Origin of the sequence: Roseomonas sp. CAU 1739, from assembly GCF_039839775.1 — a bacterium.
Classification (GTDB): Bacteria; Pseudomonadota; Alphaproteobacteria; order Acetobacterales; family Acetobacteraceae; genus Neoroseomonas.
In genome coordinates this window covers 1-26,064 of sequence record NZ_JBDOQQ010000025.1, presented here as the reverse complement: position 1 = coordinate 26,064, position 26,064 = coordinate 1, and the positions used below count along the sequence as shown (strand labels likewise).

Here is a 26,064-nt window from a genome sequence, read left to right as displayed (position 1 = left end):
GCGTCGTGGCCTAGCGGAAAATCACGTCGCAGCCCCGGTGGCTGCGATCTCGACCGCAGCCATCTGCGCGGCGTCCTGCGCCGCGCCGGACTTCGCCACACGGCGCGGATCGGTGTCGAGCGAGATGCCGGCCTCGTCGAGCAGCGCGTTCGCCTCGCGGATCATCTCCACCGCCGCACGGAAGTCGTAGCCGAAGGCCCCGGCCGCTTCGGGCTGCGGCACGAAGCCGGCGCGCACCTGGGCGATCAGCGCCGTGGTGTCCTTGAGCGGATCAATCATCTCATGCGCCGGCGGGACATGGCTGACGCCGTCCGGCATGTCCGCCCCCCAGAGGCCCAGCAGCGCGCCCTGCGCGTGGAACCGCTCGGCGATGGGACGCACCAGCATCGGGATCAGCATGCCGTACTGCACCTGCTCGCAGAGCCGGCGGAACTCGATCTTGCCGGCGCGGAGCGACGAGTAGTTCGCCTGCGTCAGGTCGCCGGAGACCTGGTCGTAGGTGAGACCGGCGCCGACGGCGGCGGCCTCGAGGGCACGGCGCGCGAACGCGGCGTGGCTGCCGCCGCCGGACGGGTTCACCACCTCCACCGAGCCCATGCCGCGGCGGTAGAGGATCATGCCCGGCTCGAAGCTCTCGACCGTGCGGCCCTGCGCGTCGCGGAGCAGGCCCGCAGCGGCACCCGTCAGCGCCTCGTCGCCCTCCTCGGTGACCACCGCCGCGAGGCAGGCCTCGATCTTGGCCTTCATCAGCAGGGCGGCCTCATAGTCGCCGAGGTCGCGCAGGCGGAGCAGCACCGGCGCCAGCCAGGAGACGTCGCGCAGCTGGCCGGGGCGGCGCTTGCGATAGACGTGCAGCACCTCCGATGCCGGAATGCGCTCGCTGCTCTGCCAGGTCGCCCCTGGCAGGATCCAGGCCGCGCCAGGGTGGACGCGATGCAACCAGTAGCCTATCGGTGCGCCGGCCTCGCCGAGCGCGATGCCCTGGATGGTCGGCGCGCCCTCGACCATGCCGTTGCGCGCGGTGTCGAGATGGTCCGCCTCCAGCACCTGCAGGCGAAGGCCGAGCGGGTTCGATGGCGACGGTGGCACCAACAGGAAGCGAACGAAGCACTCGCCGCTCTCCACCACCGCCCGCATCACCAGCGCCTGCAGGCCGTAGAGATCGAGCCGCCCCTCGGCGTCGCAGGCGGTGCTCTCCGCCCAGCGCTGCCAGGCGCGACCATGCGCGTCCTCGGGCCAGCGGGTGGTGATGCCGGCGCCTATCGCATTCCCGGTCCAGAGGTCGACGATGCGGCTGGCATAGGGATCGTTCCTGACGGCGTCGCGCGCGCGGCGGGCGACCGTCGCCGCGGCCACGCCGACCTCGGCATTGGCGCTGCCGCCCGACGGCGCCCAGGCCGAGCCGCGCTGGTCCTGCGCCGCGGCGTAGCCGCGCAGGACATTCCATGCATCACGGAGACGGCCCATCACCTGCTTCCCTCGCGCGAGAAGCTGGCAAAGGTGACGCTGGGGCGACGCGCGGCGCTGTTCTCCGCCGCGTGGAGCACCGCCAGCGCCCGCCCGAGTTCATCCAGCGAGCGGTACTCGACGGTGCGCCCGTCGAAGGTCAAGCGCGTGGTGCCGCCCGTGTAAGCAGCGGCCAGCACCGTCGCGCGGCTGCCGGCCGGTTGCGCCAGCGCCCAGGCCAGGACGGTCGGGTCCATCAGGCCGCCCGCAGCGTCGGCAGCGGCGTCGCTGCGTTGGCCAGATAGGACAGCCCGCTCGGCGGGTTCGGCATGATTGGCACGCCCGCCTGATGCGTCAGCGCCGCGAAGAACCCGTTCTCGCTGCCGGTGCCGCCACCGGCGCCGCCGTCGGCTGCAGCCGAGCCGAGCAGCAGCGTGTTCCCCCCGCTGAACGCCTGTGTGCTGGTGCCGCGCACCGAGGGCGCCCCCGAAAAGCACAGCAGCAGCCACCAGACTCCGGCCGAGATCCAGCGCGGCTGCGCGAAGGGGCAGAGCGCATTGCCGGCGGAGGTGGTGTCGGCGTCCGTCACCGGCTCCTCGATCACCGCCCCCGGCCGGCCGGCGCCGTTGTCGGCGGCCAGCGCCATACGCAGGAGTCCGGCCGCGCCGGTCGTCACACTGACAGCCATAGCCGAGAACAGCCCGGGACGTGCCAGCACGTAGGGCACGCAGTAGAGCCGGTTCGCCGTCATCGCGACCGCGCCGCCGACCGCGCGCGCATGCTGCGAGGCGTAGAAGCGCCCCGACACGTAGGGCAGCATCGCCGGCGCCTGCGGCAGGTAGTGCTGGAACAGCGCGGTCATGCCAGGGGCCGGATGCCGAGGGTGATCAGGCGTTCCGCGGCCTGATTCACGGGCGCGGCGGCGAGGCCGGAGCGCAGGCGCAGCCAGCGCCACCCGAGCAGCAGCGTGGGTGGCAGGGTGAGCGCGCGGCCGGCGGCGACCGTCAGCACCACCTCGTTGCCCAGGTGGTCGTAGAGATCGGCCCAAACGGTGGGCTCACCCTCGTCGAGCGAGCCCTGCAAGGTGAGCGGCGCATCGGTCCAGGCGGCGGGCAGCAGCAGCAGGCAGACGCCATAGCCGACGGTGGCAACGGGTCCGCTCAGCGCTTGGCCGGCGGCGATGCTGGTGCGCACCGGGACGATGGCGGTCATGGAGATCTCCAGGTTCAGCGCAGCCAGCCGCCACGCGGGGCAAGCCAGGCGCGGGGGCGGGTCGGCGGTGCACCGGCGGACGATGTCTGCGCCGCCGCGGAGAATGGTTCGTCGGCCGGCAGCGACAGCGCGTCGGCCATCCGCGCCCAGCGTCCCTCGCCCCAGCCATCCATGCCGAGCGCGGCGGCGGCCGCACGCGCATAGACGCGGCAGTCCAGCGCCTCGTTGCGCTCCCTGGCCTTGACCCATTCGAGCCGACGGAAGCCGTTGCGGCCAGCGCGCGCGACCAGCTGCTCGGCGGTGAGCTGCCGACAGAATTCTTCCCCCGCCGCATGGATCGGCAGGTGCAGGAACCCGGCGGGGAAGGGATCCCCGCTCTCTTCGGTCGGGCGATTGAGCTTCAGCCAGCCATAGGTCTCGGCCTTCAGGAAGGACGAGCCGACCGGCCAGACCTTCAGCCCACCGAGCTTGCGCCCGTTCCGCCGCACCTCCGTCGCCGCGGGCTGACCGATCGCGGCGCGCAGTCCGTCCTGGCCCTTGACCGCGATGGCGCGGCCGGCGCCGGCCCGCCGCACGAAGGCGTAGACCTCCGCAGTGGTCATGCCGTCACCGCTGTCGATCGCCGCCATGGCGATGGGCAGGCGGTGGCCGCTGGCGTGCCGCCAGGTCTCTCCCAGCAGCAGCCGGAGTTCCTCCCACACCGCTGCCTCGAACGGGTTTCCCGCCAGAACACGGTGCTCGATCAGCCAGGATTGGCGGTCCGGCCCCCAGGCCCAGATCGAGGCCTCGAGCCGGTCGCGCTGCACATCGACGCCGGCGGTCAGCAGCAGCCCGCCAAGGGGGACGGTGCCGACGGCCCAGTGTTCGCGACGATCGTAGAGCCGCTGCCAGTCGGGTGCCTCGCCCGCCTCCTGCCAGGTCTCGCCCAGTACCGTGTTCCGAAACGTCTTGATCGCCCGATCGTCGCCTTGCGCGGCGAGCCAGAGCCGAGCGATCTCGGACCAGGGCATCCAGCCGGGCGGCGAATAGAGCGCCGAGATGTGGAAGCCGACCGCGTGGGGATCGGTGGGCTCCGCGGTCGCCCGCCAGGCACCACCGGCCAGCATCGCCGCCTTGTGCTGCTCGCCGATCGGGGCGTCGCAGGCCTCGCAGAGGTACCTTGCCGTGTCGGGCGCGCCGTCATCCCAGAGCAGCCGCTCGAAGCGCAGCCACTGCATCGCCCTGCAATGCGGGCAGGGCACGAAATAGCGCCGCTGGTCGGACGCCAGGTATTCGCGTTCGACGCGCGACAGGCCGGCGATAGTCGGCGTCGAGACCAGCAGCATCTTGCGCCGCCAGCCGAAGGTGCGTGCCCGGGCCTCGGCCAGCGCGATCGGATCGCCCTCGCCCTCGACATCGCCGGGATAGGCGTCGATCTCGTCGAGGAACAGGAACCGCGCCGACATGGAGCGCAGGCCGACGGCGCTGTTTGCCCCGGTCATCACCAGCTGGCCGCCGGGGAACTCCTTGCTGAGTTGGCGGTTGCCACTGTCCCGCGACCGCGCCGGCGCGACCCGTTCGCGGATCGCCGGTGTCTCCTCGACCAGCGGGTCAATGCGCTGGTCGGAAAAGCGCTTCGCCAGTTCGGTGGTCGGCTGCACCGCGAGCATCGGCCCGGGCGCGTGGTGGATGACGTAGCCGATCCAGTTATTGCCGCACTCGGTGCCGCCGACCTGGGCCCCCTTCATGAACACCACCCGTCGCGCCGCATGGGCCGGCGACAGGGCATCCATGATCTCGCGCAGATAGGGCGTGCGCGCGGTGCGCCAGGGTCCCGGCTCGGCGGAGCCCCGTGAGCCGAGCAGGCGGTGGCGGTCGGCCCATTCCGAAACCAGTAGCGCCGGCTCGGGCGCCATGCCGTCACGCCAGGCCTGCAGGATCTCGGCGTCGCCGTCGAAACGGCCGAGCTCCTCCAGCAGATGCTCGCCCGCCATCAGCCGACACTCACCCGGACATCGTGCCGCGCGGCCAGATGCTGGCGGAGCCGCGTGTCCATCATCGTCTGCAGCCGATGGACGTCGACGCCGAGCTCGGCTGCCATCTCCGCCGCGATACGAGCCGGCCATGCGAGGATGGCGTCGCGCTCCTCCTTGGCGAGGCGGTGCACGAGCAGCAGCGCGCGGGCCTTGTCGACCAGCTTGCCCTTGCGCTCGTCGAGCCGCAGCCGCCGCTCCTGCGCCTTGAGGACCTCGTTCGCCGTCCGCGCATCGTGAAAGGTGTTCTGGGCTGCGCGCGGGAGCGGATCGGCCGCCGGCGCCACTGTGGCGACGGGCGATGGTGCGGGAGGGCGCGGTGTTGCCGGCGGAGCCGGCGCCAGCGTGGCCGTCTTCCGGACGGGATCGCTGCTGTCGGCGAGGCCGGCGCGGACCTTCTCGACGTCCCAGGCGCCGTCAGCTTCCGGCGCGATGCGCCCGGCTCGCTGCGCCTTCTGCAAAGCAGTGTGGGAGATGCCGAGGCGGCGTGCCACCTCGCGCTGCGAGGCCACGCGGCCCGGCGGCGCGGTGGCGATCATGATGTGATCGAAATCCCTCGAACAACGCCATCAACGCAGCGCCGATGGCGCTTGGCTCAGCCCCCGCCGCAGCGCGAAGCATGCGTCACGCGCCGAGGTTCGGCGGCGCATCGCCCCGCATGGGGCTCGGGGCAGTAGCACCCGGATCATCGGGTGCCGAACCAGGAGCCCCGAGATGACGCTCTCCGACACCCAGCGCATCATCCTCAGCCAGGCGAGCCAGCGCGACGACCGGCTGGCCATCCCGCCGGAGCGCCTTCCCGCCGCGGCGCGGCAGACGGTGGCGAAGTCCCTGATCAAGCAGGAACTCGTCTGTGACGAGCACGCGAGCGCCACCGACGCGCGTGACGCCTGGCAGATCGACGGCCGGACCCGGCTGCTACGCATCACCGAGGCCGGTCTGCGCGCCATCGGCGTCACGCCGGAGGGCGAGGCGGAGGAGGTCGAGGACACCCGGCCGCGCGACGAGCGCAAGGGGGTGGATCCCCGCCTCATTGACGGTGACGACGAGGCTGCCTGCCCCGTCGCGGTTGCCGACACGGCGCCGACGGGCGGGGCGGACGTCCCGCCGCGGGCCCCTGCCGCAGCGAATGCCGAGGCGGCCCTCTACCCCGCCCGGACCGAGGACGTGGCGCTGCTGGACCAGGCCCTTGCCACGCCGCGCCCGGCGCGCAAAGCGACGCTGCGTGAGGTCGCGCAGCGCGTCCTCGATGCCTGGGACGACGAGGAGAACCAGCGCGCCGACCTGCCGAGCGCGATCGACGCCCTGCGCGCCGCGCTGGCCACGAAGCCGGGCCGACCCACACGCGAGGCGGGCGCGCCGCGCAAGCCGCGCGGGGGAACCAAGCAGGAGGCGGTGCTCGCCATGCTCCGCCGGCCTGAGGGGGCCACGGTGGCACAGATCGCCGAGGCAACCGGCTGGGCGCAGCACACCGTGCGTGGGTTCTTTGCGGGACTGAAGAAGAAGGGCATCGCCGTCGAAGTGCTGGAGCGGGTCCGCCAGGTCGGCCCGAACAAGGAAGGCGCGCGCGGGTCCTACACTGTGTACCAAGTGACAGACTGATTGGCAGCGTGCGGTATTCCGGTAGGCTACCGAGTAGGGCAGCCTATATCGGCCATCGCAAGAGGTATTGCATGTCAGCTGCTTTCGTTGATCATCGCGTTTTGGCGTCCGCGTTGCGTTTCTTGCTGTCCACGCGCTTACGGTTCAGTGCGGTGCTCGTCGCAGCCATTTCCCTTGCGGCGCCAGCGGTCGCTCAGCAGGGCACGGTGCAATTCAGGTGGGCGAGCGGCTTCGCTCAAGGGACCGTCGAAGCAATGATTCGTTCGGCAGATGATTCGTATGTCGCCTTCGCCTGTCCAGGGGGGCAAATGGATCCAGCTCCATCCGTCTCGGTCTAAGTGAGAGGCCGCACACCAAGAGGCCAAACCACCCTGCAACTCGTCATTGATGGCCGAAACTTTCCCCTCGGTCTGAACGACGGCTTCTCGCTTGGGCGGGGACGGTCCGCCGAGGCCGCCATCGTCAACGCGGCGCATGCACTCATCAGGAGCAACCCCCGCACCTTCCTCGCAGAGATCCCAGAGGTTGGCTGGCGCCAGCAGTTTTCCTTGGCGAACGTGAGGGATGCACTCGGAGCACGTCCCGGCCGAACGATTGTCGATGGCTGTCTTCGTTAAGCCTGTCTCTGTGATCTCATCCGCGCCGCCAGAGAATTTCACCCACGAGCCATCGCACGGGGCGCTGTGACAGTCTCCAACGCCCGGCCCGATCCTGCGAGCGAAGCTCGCCGTCCCGTCATTTGCTGCCACCGCAGCACGGCGACGTCCACGTAGCGGGGATCGAGTTCCATCGCGTAGCAGCGCCGCCCGATCGTCTCCGCGGCGATGATGGTGCTGCCGCTCCCCGAGAACGGTTCGTAGATCGCATCACCGACCGCGCTGTTGTTGACCATTGGCCGGCGCATGCATTCGACCGGCTTCTGCGTGCCGTGCACGGTCGCCGCGTCCTCGTCGCCGCCGTTGGAGATCGCCCAGAGCGTCGCCTGGTCGCGTGCACCTTGCCAGTGTCCCGTCGCGCCCTTGCGTACCGCATAGAGGCAGGGCTCGTGCTGCCAGTGGTAGTCGCCCCGTCCCAGCACGAAGCGCGACTTCGCCCAGACGATCTGGCTGCGCACCGCGAAGCCGGCCACCTCGAGGCTCTCGATCACGGTGCGGGCGTGCACACCGGCGTGCCAGATATAGGCGACGTCGCCGGGGAACAGCGACCAGGCAGCGCGCCAGTCGGCACGATCATCGTTTGCCACCTTGCCGGTACGCATCGTCGCTGAGACGCCGGCCTCGTTCCGCCACTCCGGGTCGTAGTTCACCCCATAGGGCGGGTCGGTGACCATCAGGTGCGGCCGCGCCCCGTCGAGCAGCTGCGCGACGTCCGCTGCGGAAGTGCTGTCACCGCAGAGCAGCCGGTGCGGGCCGAGCAGCCAGAGGTCACCGGGGCGCGTGACGGGCGCTACCGGTGGCTCCGGCGCCGGCGCGTCGGGATCGCCACCCGCCGCGGCCGGCGCCTCGGGCGCGGCGTCAACGAGCAGCCGATCCAGCATCGCCCCATCGAAGCCGATCAGCCCGAGGTCGAACTCTTCGGTGCGCAGTGATCGCAGTTCGGCCGCCAGCAGGCTCTCGTCCCAGGTTGAGTTCAGCGCGAGCTGGTTGTCCGCCAGGCGATAGGCCCGCGCCTGCGCCTCGGTCAGATGGCCGAGGCGGATGGCCGGGATCTCCTGCAGCCCGAGCGCCTTTGCAGCCAGGACCCGGCCGTGCCCGGCGATCAGCACCCCGGCATCGTCCACCAGGACCGGCACGTTGAAGCCGAACTCAGCGATCGAGGCGGCGAGTTGCGCTACCTGCTCGGCCGGGTGCAGCCGGGCATTCGCGGCATAGGGCGCGAGGGCGGCGACCGGCATGGTCTCGACACGAAGATCAGGCTGCATTCGCCGTGACCTCCGCCGCGCGCTCGACGGCAACCGCGTCGTAACCGCGTCCGTCGCCGTCGAGCGCGACGCTCAACTCAGGGAACAGCGTGCGGTAGCGCGCGATGGCGAGGTCGACATAGGCCGGCGCGAGCTCGATCGCCCGCACCTTCCGGCCCGTGCGCTGACCGGCGAGGATCGTCGTACCGGAGCCAGTGAAGGGCTCGAACACCACATCGCCGAGATTGGCATAGGTCTGCAGGAGCAGTTCCGGCATCGCCACCGGGAATACCGCCGGATGCTCCGTCTCGATCCCCCGCCCCTTGTGGCGGGTGATGCGGAGCACGCTGTCCGGGATGCGCATCTCCTGCACCGGCAGGCCGACATGGGTATAGGCTTTCACCTCGCCGTCGGCGGCGCGCAGCCCACTGCCCTTGTTCGGCGTGCCGGCCCATTTGCAGGGGATGATCTTGTTCGGCGCCCGCGCCTCGCGATTGAAGTGGAACACCAACTCGAAGGCCGGCGCCAGGCGACCGTTCCAGTCGCCCGGCAGGCCCGGCCCCTGGTCCCAGGCGTAGAGCCCAAAACGGCGCCAGCCACGGGCGCGCATCCAGTCGAGCCAGCCCGACCAGTAGGGCTGCCACTCGCCGTCGCGATGGATCAGGCCGAGGTTCACCAGCACCTGACCGTCGCCCCGCAGGGCCACGTCGACATGCTGGAACACGCCCTGCATCAGCGCGTCCCAATTCGAGACGCCGCCGGTGGTGTAGGCACGCTGGTTGCCGTAAGGCGGGGAGGTGAACAGCAGCGCCGCGCGCTCGTCACCCATCAGGCGCGCGACGCTGGTGGCATCGGTACTGTCGCCGCAGAGCAGCCGGTGCTCGCCGAGCAACCAGAGATCGCCGGGGCGGGTGACCGCCTGGCGCGGCGGATCAGGGTCCGCGTCGGCGGGATCCGGCTCGCTATCGGTCCCCGGATCGGCGGCCGGGTTGCCAGCGGCAGGCTCGGCACCGCTGGCAACCGCCGGGGTGGCAACGTTGCCAGTTTCGGTTTCCAGTCCCGCCAGCAGCCGGTCGATCTCGGTGCCATCGAAGCCGGTGAGAGCGAGATCGATGCCGCCCATGTCGTGGAGCTTGGCGACCTCGGCGGCGAGCAGCGCCTCGTCCCAGCCAGCGTTCAGTGCAATGCGATTGTCAGCGAGGCGGTACGCGGCCTTCTGGGCGTCGGTCAGCCCCGCGCGGATGATGGTGGGGACGACCTCGAGGCTGAGGGATTGCGCGGCCAGCAGCCGGCCGTGGCCGGCGATGATCTCGCCGCGCTCGTCGATCAGCACCGGCGCCACGAAGCCGAATTCGAGAATGCTGGCCGCGATCTGCGCCACCTGCTCGGCGGAATGCGTGCGCGCATTGCCGGCATAGGGCAGCAGGGAGGCGACCGCGCGCGCCTCAACGGCGCTCGCAGCCCATGGGGCCTGGAGCATCTGCACCTGCGTGATGTTCGAATGAAAGGCGCCGCGGCTGGCAACCTGGCAGCGCTGGCAACCTGGAAAACGGGGCTGACGCTAGGCGCCTTGCGCGCTTCCGCCCCCCGCATACAGCGGGGCCAGGAAGGACCCCGCGGCTCGAAAGCCACAGTGGCTGATCAGCGGGCGAGTGGCTCGGGAGCCGCGGTGCTCGACGCACCTTCTCGACGTGTCACCATCTTAGCTAACTCGATTTGCGCGCCGCCATAGGGTCTAATGTAACAGCGGCCTTGGGTGCCAGTTCGGCGGTTCGTACCCACAGGTTGACTGCCAGATCATCAAGTATCGGAGACCAGCTTGTCCACCAATCCGAGGCGTCACGACCACACCGCCTGGCTCACGCACTTCGTTCGCGATCGGCGCGCCGAGCAGGATTTCCCGGGGGAGGACGAGGACGAATGCGGGCACTACGCTGGCGGAGAACTTGAGTGGGACGCCCGGGCGTTCGACGTTCTGAAGACGATCATCCGGCTCGGCGGAATAATGCCCGGATACTCGTTTCGGAAAGGGCGCACTACGATTTACGGCGGCCAGCCTGCCGTCTGCGCAACCGAGATGCCACTCTACGCTTTCGCCACCTACGCGCGCGAAAGAGCCAAGGCCGGCAATGTGTCCGCTTACGGCATCTCGTTCCTGAAATCCGAGTTTTACGCTGCCGGGGGGCGCCCGGCGATTTATGGGCTGTCCACTAGCAATGTGCACTACGTTCAAAACACCGCCACGTGCCGTATCATTGATGAGGCGGTGCTCCCGCAACGAGAGCAGTTCCGGTATGTCGCTCATAACCCGGTAGGTCTGACTGGACGTATAGATTGGAGTCATGAGAGGGAGTGGCGCTGGATTCCCCAAAATGTCGATTTGGATCAGATTTGGGTGAAAGACAATTTCGGTAAGCTTGGGCCGACCCCCGCTATGCCGATTTTTAAGGGATTACTCGGAGGTCGTCCTTTTACGCGCGTCTGTATTATTGTTTGGTCCTCCGAAGAGGCTGACGAGATCAGGCGGCAGCTTACGGGAATCTATCTCGCTGGATCCAACAACTACGATACGCCCTTCGATAAAAAACTGATCGAGCGGTCCCATATCATTATCCTCCAGGACGTTGTCGACGCAGTTGAGCGCGGCAGCAACCTGAATGCGCAGACAATCGAGGGCTTGGCGCAGGCACAATTGCTGCAGCCCATCACAATCACGGATGTGCCAACTGACGCCGAGAAGATCATCGAGGACGCAATCGCCGCTGCCGGTTTAGCGGTGAAGACAGCAGACGCCGCTTTCGCTGCTGAGCACGGAAAATCGTTCAGCGGATTCGGATACGCGCATGCGACGACAACTGACGTGACGCATCCAATCGTTCAATATTTGATAACGATCGGGAAGGCGTCGGGCCCATTCGACGGCGAGGTGTGGATCGATTACCCGGGTCCGAAGGGCTCTGGTGACATCTACTATGCTGAGACGATGTGCAGGGCAGCTGCGGAGGCGCTGTCGGAGAAACTGGGCATTTCTGTCTACGTTACAGTGCGCGACGATTAAGGCCCCGCGGTATCAGCCCGAAGTGTGTCGCTAAAATGCCAAGCGCCGCCACCAGCATGCCACCCGCGATTGGCTGCGGCACTGGCCTGCCGCTCCAGCCTCGACGCGCAGCCCATTCGCGGACCGACATCTCCAGCCCCACGACGAACCAGATGCAAGAGCCGGCCGGGCTTTCGTGACCGCCCAGCGCATCCATCGCCGCAAGCACACGGCGACGCGCGTCGAGCTGACGGTTGGACATTCGGTCTGCCGTCGAGCCTGGCAGGCGGATCAGCTGCGACGTGGACATGCTGTCGATTGCCGCGCTGCGGAACAGCGTGCGAAAGATGCAGCCCGCCTCGTGCATCTGCGGCGTGATGTTGCCGTTGGCCAGCATCAGCCCGAGTGTGTCCACGGCGCGGCGATGCTGGACCGGGCTGCCGGTTTCCGGATCCGCCTCGCGGATCGGTTCCGAAAATCCACCATGCTGCAGCCGCCACTTCGACGGCTTCGCCCGATCGTCGAGCTTCGGCTTCGACGCCTTGAGCTTGCGCTTACCGGCCATGATGGTTCTCCCCGTTGCGACGCCCCCAGCGCCGATTGGCTTCGTTGGTGATGGCCTGACGGAGCCAGTCGTCCGTAATGTCGGCGACCGGCAGGGCCGCGACGCCGTGCCGATGCCAAGCGGCAGCGCGCATGGCGTTGACCTCGCTGTCGTTGGTCGGGCTGCGCGTGCCGCGGTTGAGGCAGGAGCGGGGCGGCAGCGGTGCGCCGTAGATGCTCATGCGCGGCCTCCCGTGGGCTCGGTCGCCCAGAGCAGCAAGGCAATGGCGTCGGCTTCATTGTCGTCGGCCGGCGCGAAGCCGCGGGCCTCGATGGCGGCGACCATCTTCGCCTTGTCGGCATTGCCGCGGCCGGTGGCGTAGCGCTTGATCGTGCCGACCGGGACGCCCTCGTAGGGGACCTCGTGTTCCTCGCACCAGGCGGTCAACGTGCCGAGGAAGCCGCCGTAAATGTGCGCCGCGTCGGTGCCGGCATGTGCGCGGACTTCCTCGAACACGATCCGCGCTACACCGCCGGACAGCGCGGCGACCTCTGCCAGCCAGCCACGGAAGCGCAGGAAGCGCATCCCACCACCCTCGAACCGGGTCGGCTTGAAGGTCATGGTGCCGGAAGTGATGCCGCCGTCACGCGACCGCAGTGCCCAGCCGGTGGTGGTGCCGAGATCGAGCGCGAGCACTGCGTGGTGCGCCAGGCTAATCCCGTGCGGGAGGGCGATGGGGGGGCCGCTTGCATGCGCAGCGGGCATGGTGAGAGTCGCAACTGCCATGGTGGTCTCCGAGAGGGGATCGTCCTGGTGAGGGCGGCGACGGCGCGGTTCTTGGCGGAGCTCGCCGTCGCTGCCCGGCTTTCAGTCGATCGCGGCCTGGGCGGGCCGGTGCTGTGCGGACGGCGGATCACGGCACGCCATACAGCCAGGAAGGCAAGGGGAGGGTTGGTAGCGTTGGTTTTGAACCCTCCCCGCCGGAAACCCAGGTGGAATCAGGGTTTGGGTAGGGTGGGGAGAGTGGGGAGGGTTTTCCCGCCCCTGGGCCATTCATGTGCGTGTGCGCGCGTGCGCATGTGTGTGGGTTGGAAAATCCCTCCCCACTCTCCCCACCCTCCCCGGGGCCAGGTTTTACCTGGGTCGTTTCAACACTAGGGTTGAATTCAAACCCTCCGCGGAAGCCCTCAACCCTCCCCTCTGGTGCGGTGATCGGGGAGAGTGGGGAGGGTTGTCCGGTGTCGCCTTTTGGAGACGGCGTGAGACGCCACCGCTGCGCATTGTGGGACGTGGCGGCGGGGCGGACATGGACCATGCGGTCACTGATGCGAAATGCACGATCGCGGAGCTTCTTGAGCGCCAGCCCGAAGCGGATGCGCTGGGCGTTTTCATCCTTGCCGCCGAGCGACAACGGAGGGTCCGCGATCTTCGCGTGCCCGAAGAGATCGCTGGCGCTGACCTCCGCCGTGCCGAAGCGATCCCACCAGGTCTGCACGAAAGCCCGCCACGCGCCGCCCTCGCTGTCCGACGCCGCCATCATCTCGTCGAGGTTGCCGAGGAAGCCCTCGATGCCGGCCACCTCCAGCACGCCACTCAGCGTCTGCGCCCAGATCTCGTAGCTGCCAAGGCTGCGGCCACCGCGCGGCCGGCCTGCCTTGATCCATGCCTGGCACAGCGTGAGGCAGGCAGCGACGAGCCGGCCGCGATTGGCGCGCACCCAAACCATGAGGTCAGGGTGGCGAAAACTGTCGCGGCGCCAGGGCTGGTCGGTGTGCGCGTCGAGCCGGATGCGGACCAGGCGTCGCGCCATCTCGTTCGAGAAGGTGGGGTTGTTGCCGGTCGCGACCCAAGCGCAGCGGATGGGCAGCCGCGTCATGTCGGACTGCCCGAGGATGCGATCCTCCCAGAAGGGCGCGGTGAGCGCCGCGGCGAGGGCGGAGCTGTCCAACTGCTCGCGCAGATTGTCGATCAGGATTAGCGAGGGGATCTGCCGCAGCTTGGCGGTGAGGCGCTTGCGCCATTCCTCATCGTCGCGGCCTTCGGTCATGACGGAGGCGCCGACGCCGGTCAGCACGGTGGCGATGACATCCACCATCAGCGTGGCGCCGGTGCCGGGGGTGGGCTTCTCGATCAGATGCAGCGGCGTTGGGCCATCGATCATGGCCCGGAGAAAGCTGAGCAGCAGCAGGGCCAGCGCATGGGCGCGTTCCGCGGTGCTGGTGAAGGGGAAGTCGCCCAACAGGTCATCCAGCAGCAGTGAGCGCGCGGCAGCGATGTCCTGGCCCGAGGGACGGTCGGGAATGGATGGCAGGCGAAAGCCCGCGCTCGGGCGATAGAGCAGGCGGGCGTCGGGGTGGTAGCCAGGTTCGGTGAGCAGGACGCTGCCCCGCCCGAAGACCGGCGTGGTGACGATGCCGGCAAGTATGGGCAGTCCGGGATCCGGGGTGGCCAGGAGCGATTTCACCACGCCGGTGGGTGGCGGCGCGGGGATGGCATCGCCCTTGGCGTTGACCTTCCGCCAATCCGCCAGCTTGGCCAGCATGTGGCGCAGCCGCTCCTCCGAGACGGTGGCGGCGACTGGCCGGCCCTCATCATCCGGCGTGACCCAGCTGGGCAGGCCGCCGAGGCGGAATAGCCAGGGCGTGCGATTGGAGGCGAGGATGGCGCTCCAGGCGCGATCGGTGGCGCGGCGGAGATTGCCCTCATCGGCGCGCAGCACGGGCAATGGCGCAGCCGGCTCCAGGAAGCCCAGCGGCAGGTGCCGACCGGTCTCATCCTCCGCGGGTGGTGGAGGCGTGGCGGCAGCGCGCAGGACAGCATCCACCAGAGCGGCCAGCGCGTCCGGACCATCCCGGCTCAACATGTCGTTGAAGTCGTCGCCTTCCTGCGGTGGCAAGGCGATGGTCGTGACGATGCCGTTGCGCCGGAGGCGGCCCGCCAGAGCGTCCGCGGCGCGCATGCCGGCGCCGGAGGTGTCATGGTCGGCGAGAATGACGACGCGCTGGGCCTCGGGCGGCAGCTGCACCTGCTCGAGGCCAGAGGTGGAGAGAGCGGCCCAGACAGGCAGGCCGGGGCACGCCGCCATGACGGCGAGGCCGGTCTCGATGCCCTCGCAGAGCCCGATCACCCCATGCGTGCCGATCGGCGCCAGGCGCACCGCGCCGCCACCGACCTTGCCCATCATCATTCGCGGCTTGGGGACATCGGCCTTGCGGACCGCCTCGCCATCCTGCTGCAGATAGGTGCGATGGAGCGCGATCACCTCGCCCGCGACATCACGGACCAGGCCGATCATCGCCAGATAGCCGGCCTTCGTCTCGAAGTTCGTCAGGTCGGGATGAAACAGCAGGTCGGCGTCGGGCGGCACCGCCAAGCCACGGCCACGCAGATAGGTCTCCCCGGCCGTCCCCTCGATCGGCACCGCATGCTCCCGCACGAAGCCAATCTCATGTGTCATGTCGCGCTCGGGCCTGCGCGCCGGCGGTGGCTCCTGCCTGACGGGTGCATCGCCCGTCCAGCCGGCACGCGCCGCAGCCTCGGCGAACAGCATACGGCCAGTGAGGCCGGTGCCATGCTCCAGCGTGCTGAACGGCCCACCGCCCTGGGCGCCATCGAAGTCGTGGCAGTCACCGGCATGATCCCCGGCCAGCATGATCACGCAGGAGCCGGACTGCCGCGGCGGCGCGCCCTGGATGTTGGCGAGACGCCATTCATCGCCCTGGCGCCGCCCGTTGGGGAACAGCCCAGGCACCCAAGCATGGGCCGTGTCGCGCAGCCTGGACGCGATGGCGTCCAGATCGTAGCGGAGAGCGAGTGCTGGCGGCGCCGCGTCGTTCAGGTCAATCAAGGATCACCAACCCGCGCTCGGCGCGCGTGATGGCGGTGTAGAGCCAGCGGTTGCGATCCTCGGCCGTGCGGCTCAGCCCGTCGTCATAGACGACGACATTCTCCCACTGGCTGCCCTGGGCCTTGTGGCAGGTGATGGCATAGCCCCAGCTGCTCTCGACCAGCCCGCGCATCTCGCGGTAGTCCCGGGTCAGCCGCTCCCGGTCGTAGCGGACGTGGTCGTCGTAATGGCCCTTGTAGAAGCGGTGGCGGCCGGAAATGGCGACGCCATCCTCGGTCGTGATGGTGGCCGAGAAGGCGAGCTCGCTCTCGTGCCGGATCTCTGCCAGCGACAGGAACATGCCATTGACCAGGCCCAGGTCGTGCCGGTTCTTGAGGCAGATGAGCTTCTCGTCCTGGCCCGCGGGATAGGGCGCGGGAAAGCCGGCCGCCTGCTTGATCTGGCTATTGAGCCAGCGCCGCGTGTCGTTGCGGCCGCAGATGACCTGGCCGCCGCGCAGCATCTGATCTGGCCTGACCACATTGCGCGGCAGCTTCCAGACATGGGCATCGTGCTCGCCGGGCGGAATGTCGATGCCCTGCCGTGCCATGGTGGCGAGGCGGATGATGGCGCTCTCGCCGGCTTGGCGGTGGATCTCGGTGAGCATGATGTCCGGCACCGCCTCGGTGAAGGCGCCGGTGCCCTTGATGGGAGGCAACTGGCCGGGATCGCCCAGCACGAGGATGGGCTTGCCGAAGGCCAGCAGGTCGGCGGCCATCTCGGGCCCGACCATCGACACCTCGTCGAGCACGATGAGGTCGGCATCGCGCACCAGCGATTGCTCGTTCAGCAGGAAGGTGGGCTTGTGGATATCCGTGAGGCGCAGCTGCAGCTTGCTGATCTGCATCTCCGCGAAAGCCCGCTCGGCGGGTCCCATGCGCCCGAGACCGCGCTGGAGGTCGAGCAGATCTCGTTCGACGCGGTCGATCTCCTCGGGCGTCGCCTCCGAAACGCGATAGATGAGCGAGTGGATGGTGGAGGCGGGCGTGCCCTTGCGGGTCATCACCAGCGCCGCCTTGCCCGTGAAGGCAGCGAAGAGAATGCGGCGGCGCGGAGCATGCTCTTCGTCGCAGCTGGTTGCCGCGTCGATGCCCAGCGCCTGGATGGCGTGGGTGATGACGGTGCTCTTGCCGCTACCGGCAAAGCCGAAGAGCCGAAACACCTGCTGCTGGTGGGAGCGGTTCTGGAACCAATCCACGATTGCGCGGATCGCCTCAGCTTGCTGGAGGGATGGGGTGAAGCTCATGCGGGCGTCTCCCAGCAGCGGCTGGCATAAGGACAGAAGCGGCAGAGGTAGAAATCGCGTGCCACGGCGATGCGCGGCGGCAGTTCCCCGGCCTCTGCGGCGCGCAGGATGTCGACGGCGCGATCCGAGAGGCGCTGGGCCTCGTCCGGCTCGAAGGGCACCACCTCGTGGTGTAGCGCCAGCGTGTCGCGGTTCAGCGCGGTGAGCAGCGCGACCTCGAGTTCGAGGTAGGCCATGTAGAGCTGCACCTGCGCGAAGTAGACCGGCTTCGACAGGCGCAGGCCGCGCTTGACCAGATCGGTCCAGGACTTCTGACCGAGCGCCTTGTGCTCCCAGAGGGACGGCCAGCGGATGCCGACCTCGGGCCCGGCGACGATGACGCCGTCAGCATGGCCGCGGAGTTTTCCGCCGGCCGCAGCAAAGCCGAACTGCTCGCCATCTGCGCCGCGATCGCGCAAATCGAAGCCCGCATGCCGCAGCCAGCGGATCGACAGCGCCTCGAACTGATGGCCGGCGTCGAAGATGCGGAGGATGCTGCCGTCGAAGTCGCGGCCGACGTCCTTCGGCGTGTGGGCCACCTCGTAGACGAGCTTCCGTGCGCAGGCCTCGCCGACACGGCTACCACCGAGATAGTCGCGCGGGCGCTGCTGCCGGTTCCGCGCGACCAGCGCGGCATCGAGATGCGCGTTGATGCGCGCGGTGGCATCGGCACCGACAGACGCGGCGCGACCGTAAACCAGGCCAGATTGATGGTTGAGGTCGAGGATCATCGCCGTCCTCAAAATGGAATCGGGTCGTCGAGCGGGTCGCGCTCCGCGGCCTGCCGCTGCATCGAGGTCTGGAAGCCATCGACGCAGGCCTCGATGATGCGGTCGATCTCCGCGGCGCTGCGGTCGTGGAACGGCGCCATCAGGTCCAGCTCCACCAGCACCTCAGCGAGCGGCCGGCGCGCATCCTTCACGGCGCGCGCCTCCATCGGCGTCTTGTCGATCACGCCGCCGCTCCGCCGTGCCAGCGCGCAGCCGGCGTCGCAGCAGCGCATCGAGCAGAAGGACAGCTTCGGATGAATGCCGAGGCGAAGCTCATGCACATAGCCGAAGCCCTTGGCCTCGCGGCTGCAGAGCGCGCAGGTGAGGCGGCGGACCTGGTCCGCTGGCGTGCAGCCGGGGAGCGGTGGCAGGGTTGCGGCCGCGGGGCGCGGTGTCGGCCGCGCCCCTGCCCAGCGTCGTCGGGCCATACCGCCATCAGCCGTTCAGCCAGGCCGGGCCGCTCGAAGCAGGTGCGGACGCCGCGGCGGGAGGCGGTGCGGCCTGGATGGGGGCAGAAGGCGCCGCCCGCTCCCAGCTGCGGGCGGACGTGGCAGGCGCCGGCTGCGCGGGCGGCGTGGCCCAGGCCGGCGGCGTGCTGGCCGGCGTGGCGGGTGCGGCCGGGCGTGCCGCTCGATGGCTGGGCGAGGCCGGCACCGCCTCGCCATCCATGATGCGGCGGTATTCCGGCTCGCCCGGTAGCACGACCCGATCCAGCCGGTTGTTGTCGCTGTAGCGGGAGTCGCTCGCAGGCTCGACCCGGACCTTGGCGGCAAAGGTGATGCCGTGCAGGTCGGCCAGGCCCCGCAGCACACGCTTGGCCTTGGCCACCTCGCTCATATCCTGCGGATCAAGGCCGAGCGCGCTGTCGATCATCGCCCGGAAGATGCCCTTCGAGATCTTCCAGCCGATCGAGACACCCTGCTCGTCGACCTTGCCGCCGACGACGGTGAAGGTCTGCCAGAACTTGCGACGGATGTGCGGCCCGACCACCACCGTGAACTCGCAATCCAGCATGCGGACGTCGCTCTCGGGATTACGCGCCGCCTTGAGGAGGCCGCGATCCACCTCGCCCTGCCCGTCGAGGCCGCCCTTGCGGATGGCCATGATCACCTTGGCGAAGCTGCCATCGGGAATGAGGTCGGAGCCACGTGGCAGCTCGGCATCGTTCATGTCGTACATGGGCATCACCCCTGGGCGCTGGTGTGGGCGTTGATCTTGCGAAGCAGGGCGGCGAGGTCGGCCGGCTCGGTCTCGTCGAGGCGGCCGGAGCGGTCCTTCGCGGGCAGCGCGAATGCATTGCCGGCGCGGCAGACCAGCCGGCGTTCCGTTCCGCGCTCGGGGTCGTAGCGCCAGGCGTCACCCTCGCGGCCGAACAGCCCCATGGTGACGACCTGATCGACGATGCCGGGCAGTTCCCGCGCGGCCTTGCCGCCCTCCATCTGCGGCTGCCAGGTCACCTTGCCGAACTCGTCGGTGACCTTCTCCAGGATGCCGACCATGATGGTGGTCTTGCCGGGCGCGTGCTGCAGATGCTTGAGCAGACCGATGACCTCGCGCGCGAGCAGGCCATAGGCGCCGCGGGTGTCGGGCTTACCGGTCTTTTCGGAGAAGGCCTCGGGCCGCAGCTTCGCCCAGGCCATCGCCTGGCGTGTGAGGTCGGTGATGCTGTCCAGGAAGACGATCGACTTCCCGGCGAGCAGCCGCACCAGGTCCGGATGCGCCGCGGCGAGGTGCTGGTAGTGCCCCTCCGAGAAGAAGCCGTTCGGATCGGCGGCCGGATTCACGCCGCCGACGAGACAGGCGATGTCGATGGCGTCCTCGAAGCAGCGCACGGGGATGCTATCCCCCGGCCAGTTCTGGACCGACTTCATCCCCGCCTCGAGGTCGATGCAGATGGTCTCGGCCGGCGGCAGGGTCTTGAGCTGGGTGGTCTTGCCGACGCCGCTGGAGCCGAACAGCGCCAGCGTGGTCTTGTTGGCCGCGCGCGAGAGGCGCTCATCGGCGGTAACAATGCGCAGCGCCATCAGCCGATCCCCCCGGTGAAGGGAATGGCGATGCCGCCGTCGCGCAGCTCGCGTTCGGTGCAGATGGTCAGGCGGTAGGTCGGCTTGCCGGTGCGCACGGTCCGCGCCGGCTCGAAGGCATTGCGGATGCGCTCCGGCCAGGCGGCATAGGCGCGCTCAGCCACCTTGAAGCTGACCTCGACATACTCTTCGGGATCCTCGCCACCGGCGCGGATCTGCTCGGCCAGGGCAGCGAGGCGCCGTTGGTCCCATTCGACCTTCTTGGGGAGATCGGCGGCGATTTCGACCGCGCCGTCCATGAAGCGCACCGTGCCGGTGTCCTTGCCGGCCGCGGCACGAGCACCGATGGCACGCTGCTCGTAGCGCATGGCGATGGCGCCCTCGATCCAGTCCAACGCGCGCTTCGCGGTGTCCAAGCGGGAGCGCGCCTCCTCCTGCAGCAGGGCGAGATGCTCGGCCGACAGGTTGATCACCTGGCCAATCGGCAGCAGGCGCATGTCATCGATCGTCGGGTGGTTGCGGCGGGCGACATCCATCACGCCGCCTCCCGGCCGAGCAGGTCGGCCAGCACGTAGCCGGCCGCGCTCCGGGCGCTGAGCGGCCGCGGCCGCACGATCAGCAGATAGGCGCAGCGCCCTTCGGCGACGCGGCGCTGCGCGAGATGACCGAGACCGGCTTCCGCCATCGCCCAGACGCGCCGCGCGACGGCTTCGAGATCCTCGCGGCGCTCGGGTGACAGATCAGTGGCGGCCTTGTCGCGATCACGGGCGAGCAGGCCGATGTGATAGACGACCGCCTCACCGGGCGACGCATCGACGTAGCGGTCGCACAGCCCATTCTCGGTCAGCACGACGTCGATCAGATCCTCGATGCTCAGCAGGATCTCGTTCGACAGCAATTCGGGGGATGTGAAGCGCACCGTTCGGCTCTCCCTGTCACGCATGGTTCGGTATCTCCTTCTCTACGGAGACGAGGGGCGATTTTTCCCACCGGGTCGGAGGCGGCTGCCGACGCTCGCCGGGAGCAGCCGGGCGCATGCCCAACGCCCGCAGCCAGCAGCGCAGGTCGGCGACGGCGCGGTAGAAGGCGGTGCAGGAGCGCGCGTCGGTGCGCTGTGCGGCAGCGACGTCGCCCAGCGTCGCGAGCAGCCGCAGCAAGGCGGCCGGCTGCAGGGGCAACTCCGCCGCGACCCGCCGCAGATCGAGGGTCAGGTCCGCATCGGCGCAGTCCTGCTGCGTGACCGACGCCCCTGTCGGGAACAGGTCGAGGTCGAGCGGCAGGCAGGTGACCCGCTGCCGTTGCCGCGCACGCATCTGGTCGGCGACGACCGTGCGGGCGACGACGCCGGCAAAGGTGCTCCATGCACCCCGCGCCGGATCAAACTGCTCCCGCCGTTCCAGCAGCGCGACCAGGATGTCCTGCCGCAAGTCGTCGCGGTCAGCGCGATGCAGGTGCTGGCGCCGGGCGGCGCGCGCCGCCTGGATGGTGGCGGTGGCCAGGGCGCCCCGAAGCTCGGGCGCCTCCCACGAGAGTAGCTGTGGGGGCGCATTGGCACGTTGCGCGGTCATTTGATCCTCCTCCGGCGCCGGGTGATGGCGACGGCGGGAGGGGGCCACGCGGATAGGAGGGCAGTCAGCCTGCAACGGGTAGGTATTCCTGGTCAGGAATTGCCGGGATTTCCTGACCGCCACCACAGCGTTCTAGTTCAGTAGGTTACGGCCCACCCATCAGGTGACGGACACCGTTTCGGCCATTTATTGACCGGCCTCAGGACAGGACGCTGGACTCAGTCGCGCAGTGGAACATAAACAGAACATCGCGTTACGCAGACGCGCAAACACCAGAGGCCCCCGCCCATGTCGGTTTCCCTGTCCTACCCGCATGACCCCTCATCGAACGCGCCCCGCCCCCTGGCTGCCGGGACCGTCTGGGCGGTCGCGGCGCAACTGCGTCAGGCGGTCGCGCGGCGCGACAGTCCTTGGGCGCTCGACCCGAAGGACCTGGTCGCCGCCGCCACGCGGCTGGAGGTCAATCGACATCGCGTGGACGTGCATTGGGACTTCGCCCACGCTGTCCATGACGAGGACCGCCAGCCCGTGCTCGGCATCTGCGAGACGGATCCGACCGCGCCGGGCATCGCCCTCGTCTCGGTCAACACGGCGCTCCTGGCCAATCGCCCGGACCTGATGCTGAGCACCGTGGCGCATGAGCTGGGGCATGTCGTGTTCGACGTCCCCGCGGCCGCGCGCCATCCGGCGCGGCACTACCGGTCCGTCAGCGCCGGGCCGCACAGCTTCGATGGTGCCACCGTGCGCGAGGAGCGTCGTGCCAATGAGTTCATGGGAGCCCTGCTGGTGCCGCCGGTCCCATTGCATCTGCGCCTGGTGGCCCATGCGCGCGCCGAACGGCTGCGCATGGTCCATGCGCCTCATCATGGCCGTGTCGGCTCCCGGGTTCTGGCACGCCAGACGGCACCGGAGGCAGTGGGCGGCGTCATCTCCGCGCTGGCGGGCGATTTCGGCGTGTCCGACCGGTTCATTGTCGTGCGCCTGCAGCGCTACCGCCTGATCGAGGGAGGCCGGCTGTGAGCTTCGGCAGCATCCTGCGCGAGCGGCGGACCGAGCTCAGCATCGGTCTGACCGACATGGCCGAGCGTCTCGGCATCTCCGCCGCCTACTGGTCGCGCATCGAGCGGGACCTGGAGAGCCCGCCACGCGACCAGCTCATCGAACGCGCGGCGGCCATCCTCGGTGTGCAGATGGACGACTTGTACGTCGAGGCCCGGCGCCTGCCGCCGGACATGCGGCAGGACATGGCGAAGGTGGTGCGGGCCTATCGGCGCCTGCGCGCGATCGAGCGGAGGTGATCGTGGCCAAGACAAACCGGCGAAAACCCTACTACACGCTGCGGGAGATTTATGCGCGGTGGGCCATGGATGCCGACGACATCTCCGCCTACGTGCTGGAGGGCGAGCTCAGTCTGTCCCTGCCCGTTGCGGCGCTACTGATGGAGGTGAGCGACACGCATCAGGCCGCGGATGGCCGGATCCGGGTCGAGCCGAAGGGGCGCCAGCACCAGGTCGGTCCCATCGATCTGTCGCGCATCGATGCCTATGCGGTCCTGCAGAATGGTGCGGGCCAGATCGCGCGCTTTCTGAGCCCGGCCGGCCAGTTGCTGGAGCCGATCGACGACGCCGGCGAGCACCACGCGTTGCTCGTGAAGCGGGCCCAGCTGGTCGTTCGGCATGACGAGCTGGAACGCTTCGAGATGGAGCATGATCTCGGTCAGGCCAGTGAGCCGCTGCCATCAGCCCCCGTGCCCCCTCCTGCATGGCCGACGCCAGCGGCGCGCGGCGCGCCGGCTCGGCACGATTGGGAAGAGTGTCTCTGTGAGCTCGGTGCAATCGCCCATGACGAGGGCCTACCTGAGACGCAGGCACCCCTGGTGCGGCGGATGATGGATTGGTTCTCGACCACCTACGGGCCGGAGAACGTCCCGAGCGAGAGCGCGGTGAAGCAGCGAGTCAGCCGGTTCTACCATCGTCTCCGCGGCGACGATCCTCGTAGCGCGGTGCCACCGCCGCCACGCCGCCGCGGACCTGCGCCGGCCCATGGGAAGAACGGTCGCGCGAATACGTAAAGGGGAGGCAGGACAATGCGTGCTGGATCACGATGCCCCTGCCGACCACCAACGCCTACCTCCCGCCCCACCTCCGCGAGGTCTGCGACATCCTCGCCCGCGGCCTGGTGCGGCTGCGCAGCCGCGCTGCCGAGGATCTCGCGCGGGATGCCGCCCAGGTCGAGGAGCATGGAGACGTTCGCCTACACTCGACCGCCAGGCAGCGCCGTCATGCGAACCCCAGGAGAAAGGGAGTCGCATGACCAGACGATCGACCGCGAAGGCGAGGCAGCACGATGCTGCGCCGCCGGCGCCCACCATCCCGAAGGTCCCACCGGCGCAGGTGCTACCGCGACTGGCTGCCCTCAAGACGGCACCGATCGCCCAGCTGAAGCAGCAGTGGCGGGAACTGTTCGGGAAGGAACCGCCCCCATTCAGCCGCAGCTACATCACCAGCCGGCTCGCCTATCGCATCCAGGAACTCGCCTATGGTGGCCTGAAGCCGGAGACACGGGCGCGCCTCGAGGCGCTGGGCGAGCACTTGGACGGCGGGAACGTGGTGTTACGCCGCATCCGCGCCGACAGCCGCCCGCTGCCTGGCACGCGGCTGATCCGCGAGCATGACGGCGTGCAGCATGTCGTCACCGTCCGCGCCGATGACTTCGAGTATGAGGGGCGGCCCTACCGGTCCCTCTCCGCCATCGCGCGGCACATCACCGGCACGCGCTGGAATGGCTGGGCATTCTTCGGGTTGCGCCAGCCGGGCGGTGGCGCATGAGGCGGAAAGCGCCCGCCGGTGAGGTGATGCCGGCGACCACGAAGAAGCTCCGCTGTGCGGTCTACACGCGCAAGAGCACGGACGAGGGGCTCGACAAGGAGTTCAACACCCTCGACGCACAACGCGATGCCTGTGAGGCTTACATCACCAGCCAGCGGGCCGAGGGCTGGCTGCTGGTGCGCGACCGCTACGACGATGGCGGGTTCTCCGGCGGCACGCTGGAGCGCCCCGCGCTCAAACGCCTGCTGGCCGATATCGAGCAGGGCCTGGTCGACGTCATCGTGGTCTACAAGATCGACCGACTGTCCCGCTCCCTGATGGATTTCGCCAAGCTGGTGGAGACCATGGAAGCGCACGGCGTCACCTTCGTCTCGGTCACGCAATCCTTCAACACCACGACCAGCATGGGCCGGCTGACGCTGAACATCCTGCTCTCCTTCGCGCAGTTCGAGCGCGAGGTGATCGGAGAGCGTATCCGTGACAAGGTCGCTGCCTCGAAGGCGCGCGGCATGTGGATGGGCGGGAAGGTGCCGCTCGGGTACGACGTCGCCAACCGCAAGCTGGTGGTGAACGAGACCGAAGCCGCGCGGGTGCGGCGGGTGTTCGAGTTGTTCATCGAGACGGGCTCCGGCGTCGAGACAGTGCGCCGACTGCAGGCGGAGGGCATCACCAGCAAGTCGTGCCGGCTGCTCAATAAGGGTGACGTCTACAAGGCGCTGAACCTGCGGACCTACATCGGCGAGATCACACACAAGGGGAACGTCTTTCGTGGCGAGCACGAGGCGATCGTGCCGCGCGATCTGTGGGACCGGGCGAACGCCATCCTGCAGGTCAGTCCGCGCGCCCGCGCCGCGCAGAACCGACAGCACGCGCCGGCGCTGCTGAAGGGGCTGATCTTTGGGATTGACGGCCGTGCGATGTCGCCGACGCATGCCGTGAAGAATGGCAGGCTCTACCGCTACTATGTCGCGCAGCGGGTGCTGAAGTGCGACGCCCAGCGCGACGACAGCATCGTGCGGCGCGTGTCGGCGGCGCAGATCGAAGGCGCGGTGATCAGCCAGGTTCGTGCCTTGCTGCGACAGCCGGAGATCGTGATCGGCACCTGGCTCGCAGCACGACGCGAGGCGCCGGACCTGACCGAGCGCGAGGTACAGGATGCCCTGCACCGGCTCGATCCCCTGTGGGAGGAACTGTTCCCGGCGGAGCAGGCGCGGATCGTACGGGCGCTGGTGGAGCGCGTGGTGGTTGGACCCACCGGCGCCGACATTCGGCTCCGCGTTGAGGGGCTGGCCGGTTTGGTCCGCGACCTCACGGCGATCGCGCCCGAAACGCTGAGGGACGTAGCATGACCGCCGCGACCAGCATCACGGTGCGGGTGCCGCTCAAGATCCGGCGGCGGCCGGGGCGGAAGACGGTGGTCACGCCGGTCCGTGGCGACGGCGAGGATCCCATCCCAACGCGCGCCGACCCGGCGCTGGTGAAAGCGCTGGCGCGCGCGTTTCGGTATCAGCGGCTGCTCGATGACGGACGGTATGGCTCGATCACCGAGATGGCCGCGGCGGAGAAGATCGAGCGGGGATATCTGGGCAGTCTGCTTAGGCTGACGCTTCTCGCGCCGCAAATTGTCGAGGAGCTCCTTAACGGTCGCGCTAGGCATAGTCTGGCTCCTCCGGACGTGGTGCAGCTGCTTCCTAGTGACTGGGAACACCAGAAGGAGCTTCTGGCGCGCGCGTAAGGGCGCCACCGGTGGTTGCCCGCGTGGCGCCCTTCCTAGTCCTAGCGATCAATCCGGCAAGGCATTGGAGCAAAAATGGGCGGTTCTAGCGTTAGGTCATGTGGACTCTAGGGATTCCCTGGCTGATGGAAGCATGATTCAAAGCTGCCTTTTGGAGGCGGCGGATGGGCGTGCTGGATCGGTTGATCCTGGATGACGCGGCGTGGGCGCGGATG

General features: G+C 68.9%; 28 protein-coding genes. 8 read left to right on the top strand and 20 right to left on the bottom strand.

Translation table 11 applies throughout. The annotated features are described in order from the left end of the window. Positions 1 to 21: 21 nt before the first annotated feature. The 6 genes from AAFN86_RS26865 to AAFN86_RS26840 are packed head-to-tail and all read right to left on the bottom strand — an operon-like array spanning position 22 to position 5,209. Positions 22 to 1,467, bottom strand: coding sequence for a phage portal protein (locus AAFN86_RS26865; protein WP_347546696.1), 1,446 nt, complete (start codon positions 1,465 to 1,467; stop codon positions 22 to 24). Continuing rightward, positions 1,467 to 1,703, bottom strand: coding sequence for a phage head-tail joining protein (locus tag AAFN86_RS26860; protein WP_347546695.1), 237 nt, complete (start codon positions 1,701 to 1,703; stop codon positions 1,467 to 1,469). Before AAFN86_RS26860 ends, AAFN86_RS26865 begins: the two co-directional genes overlap by 1 nt. Then, positions 1,703 to 2,308, bottom strand: a complete 606-nt coding sequence (locus AAFN86_RS26855; protein ID WP_347546694.1) for a hypothetical protein — start codon at positions 2,306 to 2,308, stop codon at positions 1,703 to 1,705. The genes AAFN86_RS26860 and AAFN86_RS26855 overlap by 1 nt, the downstream gene beginning before the upstream one ends. Further along, the gene (locus AAFN86_RS26850; protein WP_347546693.1) at positions 2,305 to 2,658 is read right to left on the bottom strand and encodes a hypothetical protein; all 354 of its coding nucleotides are present in this window, start codon (positions 2,656 to 2,658) and stop codon (positions 2,305 to 2,307) included. The genes AAFN86_RS26855 and AAFN86_RS26850 overlap by 4 nt, the downstream gene beginning before the upstream one ends. Positions 2,659 to 2,672: 14 nt before the next feature. Next, complete coding sequence (locus AAFN86_RS26845; protein WP_347546692.1) at positions 2,673 to 4,631, bottom strand: phage terminase large subunit family protein; 1,959 nt, start codon at positions 4,629 to 4,631, stop codon at positions 2,673 to 2,675. After that, positions 4,631 to 5,209, bottom strand: coding sequence for an elements of external origin (locus tag AAFN86_RS26840; RefSeq protein WP_347546691.1), 579 nt, complete (start codon positions 5,207 to 5,209; stop codon positions 4,631 to 4,633). The genes AAFN86_RS26845 and AAFN86_RS26840 overlap by 1 nt, the downstream gene beginning before the upstream one ends. 175 nt (positions 5,210 to 5,384) lie before the next feature. Between AAFN86_RS26840 and AAFN86_RS26835 the strand changes: the two genes are divergently transcribed. Continuing rightward, entirely contained in the window at positions 5,385 to 6,272 is an 888-nt protein-coding gene (locus AAFN86_RS26835; protein WP_347546690.1) for a DUF3489 domain-containing protein, read from the top strand. A 655-nt stretch (positions 6,273 to 6,927) separates the two neighbouring features. Here AAFN86_RS26835 and AAFN86_RS26830 read toward each other — a convergent pair. Both AAFN86_RS26830 and AAFN86_RS26825 read right to left on the bottom strand, forming a co-directional pair. Then, complete coding sequence (locus AAFN86_RS26830) at positions 6,928 to 8,166, bottom strand: DNA methyltransferase (RefSeq protein ID WP_347546689.1); 1,239 nt, start codon at positions 8,164 to 8,166, stop codon at positions 6,928 to 6,930. A gap of 16 nt (positions 8,167 to 8,182) precedes the next feature. Beyond that, positions 8,183 to 9,652: a site-specific DNA-methyltransferase gene (locus AAFN86_RS26825; protein ID WP_347546688.1), complete on the bottom strand. Its 1,470-nt coding sequence runs from the start codon at positions 9,650 to 9,652 to the stop codon at positions 8,183 to 8,185. 339 nt (positions 9,653 to 9,991) lie between these two features. On the opposite strand from AAFN86_RS26825, the gene AAFN86_RS26820 reads away from it, so the two are divergent. Then, complete coding sequence (locus tag AAFN86_RS26820; RefSeq protein ID WP_347546687.1) at positions 9,992 to 11,230, top strand: hypothetical protein; 1,239 nt, start codon at positions 9,992 to 9,994, stop codon at positions 11,228 to 11,230. Here the strand turns inward: AAFN86_RS26820 and AAFN86_RS26815 are convergent. The 12 genes from AAFN86_RS26815 to AAFN86_RS26760 all read right to left on the bottom strand — a co-directional run bounded on the left by AAFN86_RS26815 (position 11,211) and on the right by AAFN86_RS26760 (position 21,286). Beyond that, entirely contained in the window at positions 11,211 to 11,774 is a 564-nt protein-coding gene (locus tag AAFN86_RS26815) for a DUF6456 domain-containing protein (protein ID WP_347546686.1), read from the bottom strand. The genes AAFN86_RS26820 and AAFN86_RS26815 overlap by 20 nt on opposite strands. Beyond that, on the bottom strand, positions 11,764 to 11,994 hold the full coding sequence (locus tag AAFN86_RS26810) for a hypothetical protein (RefSeq protein WP_347546685.1): 231 nt from the start codon (positions 11,992 to 11,994) through the stop codon (positions 11,764 to 11,766). The genes AAFN86_RS26815 and AAFN86_RS26810 overlap by 11 nt, the downstream gene beginning before the upstream one ends. Further along, complete coding sequence (locus AAFN86_RS26805; protein ID WP_347546684.1) at positions 11,991 to 12,539, bottom strand: hypothetical protein; 549 nt, start codon at positions 12,537 to 12,539, stop codon at positions 11,991 to 11,993. Before AAFN86_RS26805 ends, AAFN86_RS26810 begins: the two co-directional genes overlap by 4 nt. Before the next feature lie 127 nt (positions 12,540 to 12,666). Continuing rightward, positions 12,667 to 15,600, bottom strand: coding sequence for a toprim domain-containing protein (locus AAFN86_RS26800; RefSeq protein WP_347546683.1), 2,934 nt, complete (start codon positions 15,598 to 15,600; stop codon positions 12,667 to 12,669). Beyond that, positions 15,593 to 16,885 carry a DEAD/DEAH box helicase gene (locus AAFN86_RS26795; RefSeq protein ID WP_347546682.1) on the bottom strand — a complete coding sequence of 431 codons (1,293 nt, stop codon included), beginning with the start codon at positions 16,883 to 16,885 and terminating at the stop codon, positions 15,593 to 15,595. Before AAFN86_RS26795 ends, AAFN86_RS26800 begins: the two co-directional genes overlap by 8 nt. Continuing rightward, a complete protein-coding gene (locus tag AAFN86_RS26790) occupies positions 16,882 to 17,655 on the bottom strand; it encodes a hypothetical protein (RefSeq protein ID WP_347546681.1) in 774 nt (257 codons plus the stop codon). The genes AAFN86_RS26795 and AAFN86_RS26790 overlap by 4 nt, the downstream gene beginning before the upstream one ends. 8 nt (positions 17,656 to 17,663) lie before the next feature. After that, on the bottom strand, positions 17,664 to 18,122 hold the full coding sequence (locus tag AAFN86_RS26785; RefSeq protein ID WP_347546680.1) for a DUF6511 domain-containing protein: 459 nt from the start codon (positions 18,120 to 18,122) through the stop codon (positions 17,664 to 17,666). Positions 18,123 to 18,129: 7 nt separating this feature from the next. Continuing rightward, positions 18,130 to 18,798, bottom strand: a complete 669-nt coding sequence (locus AAFN86_RS26780; RefSeq protein WP_347546679.1) for a hypothetical protein — start codon at positions 18,796 to 18,798, stop codon at positions 18,130 to 18,132. A gap of 80 nt (positions 18,799 to 18,878) precedes the next feature. Then, a complete protein-coding gene (locus AAFN86_RS26775; RefSeq protein ID WP_347546678.1) occupies positions 18,879 to 19,718 on the bottom strand; it encodes an ATP-binding protein in 840 nt (279 codons plus the stop codon). After that, a complete protein-coding gene (locus AAFN86_RS26770) occupies positions 19,718 to 20,254 on the bottom strand; it encodes a hypothetical protein (RefSeq protein ID WP_347546677.1) in 537 nt (178 codons plus the stop codon). Before AAFN86_RS26770 ends, AAFN86_RS26775 begins: the two co-directional genes overlap by 1 nt. Beyond that, positions 20,254 to 20,661 carry a hypothetical protein gene (locus AAFN86_RS26765; RefSeq protein WP_347546676.1) on the bottom strand — a complete coding sequence of 136 codons (408 nt, stop codon included), beginning with the start codon at positions 20,659 to 20,661 and terminating at the stop codon, positions 20,254 to 20,256. Before AAFN86_RS26765 ends, AAFN86_RS26770 begins: the two co-directional genes overlap by 1 nt. Continuing rightward, positions 20,654 to 21,286: a sigma factor gene (locus AAFN86_RS26760; RefSeq protein ID WP_347546675.1), complete on the bottom strand. Its 633-nt coding sequence runs from the start codon at positions 21,284 to 21,286 to the stop codon at positions 20,654 to 20,656. The genes AAFN86_RS26765 and AAFN86_RS26760 overlap by 8 nt, the downstream gene beginning before the upstream one ends. 288 nt (positions 21,287 to 21,574) lie before the next feature. On the opposite strand from AAFN86_RS26760, the gene AAFN86_RS26755 reads away from it, so the two are divergent. From AAFN86_RS26755 to AAFN86_RS26730, 6 genes are all read left to right on the top strand, one after another. Continuing rightward, positions 21,575 to 22,306 (top strand): hypothetical protein, encoded by a 732-nt coding sequence (locus AAFN86_RS26755; RefSeq protein WP_347546674.1) that lies wholly within the window; start codon positions 21,575 to 21,577, stop codon positions 22,304 to 22,306. After that, on the top strand, positions 22,303 to 22,584 hold the full coding sequence (locus AAFN86_RS26750; RefSeq protein ID WP_198370151.1) for a helix-turn-helix transcriptional regulator: 282 nt from the start codon (positions 22,303 to 22,305) through the stop codon (positions 22,582 to 22,584). Before AAFN86_RS26755 ends, AAFN86_RS26750 begins: the two co-directional genes overlap by 4 nt. A 2-nt stretch (positions 22,585 to 22,586) precedes the next feature. Then, entirely contained in the window at positions 22,587 to 23,357 is a 771-nt protein-coding gene (locus AAFN86_RS26745; protein ID WP_347546673.1) for a hypothetical protein, read from the top strand. 238 nt (positions 23,358 to 23,595) lie between these two features. Further along, positions 23,596 to 24,114 (top strand): DUF2924 domain-containing protein, encoded by a 519-nt coding sequence (locus AAFN86_RS26740; RefSeq protein WP_347546672.1) that lies wholly within the window; start codon positions 23,596 to 23,598, stop codon positions 24,112 to 24,114. Further along, entirely contained in the window at positions 24,111 to 25,463 is a 1,353-nt protein-coding gene (locus tag AAFN86_RS26735; protein ID WP_347546671.1) for a recombinase family protein, read from the top strand. The genes AAFN86_RS26740 and AAFN86_RS26735 overlap by 4 nt, the downstream gene beginning before the upstream one ends. Next, positions 25,460 to 25,849 carry a hypothetical protein gene (locus tag AAFN86_RS26730; RefSeq protein ID WP_347546670.1) on the top strand — a complete coding sequence of 130 codons (390 nt, stop codon included), beginning with the start codon at positions 25,460 to 25,462 and terminating at the stop codon, positions 25,847 to 25,849. Before AAFN86_RS26735 ends, AAFN86_RS26730 begins: the two co-directional genes overlap by 4 nt. Positions 25,850 to 26,064 lie beyond the last annotated feature (215 nt).